At 46.3% G+C, this 231-nt stretch carries 1 pseudogene; it reads right to left on the reverse strand.

The features are described 5' to 3' along the window. Positions 1–231, reverse strand: a pseudogene (locus AB4585_RS27080) (oxalate:formate antiporter); the annotation flags it as partial.

Genomic DNA, 231 nt, shown 5'->3' on the forward strand with positions numbered 1-231 from the left:
GAATAGAACCATGTTAACGCCTTGCAGAGCAAATGCGATGAACAATGTGCGTAAGCCACCAATCTTGTCAGATAGGATACCAGCGCCGATACGACCGCCTGAGTTAAACACTGCAAGGATAGATGCTAGGTATACCGCGTTTGGTAGGTTCGCTTGAACACTTGCAATAGTCGTGATGTTACCAATGATCATAAGGCCCGTTGCAGAAGCAAATGCGTACATGATCCATAG

It is taken from the genome of Vibrio sp. 10N.222.49.C9, from assembly GCF_041474985.1.
GTDB lineage: Bacteria > Pseudomonadota > Gammaproteobacteria > Enterobacterales > Vibrionaceae > Vibrio > Vibrio crassostreae_C.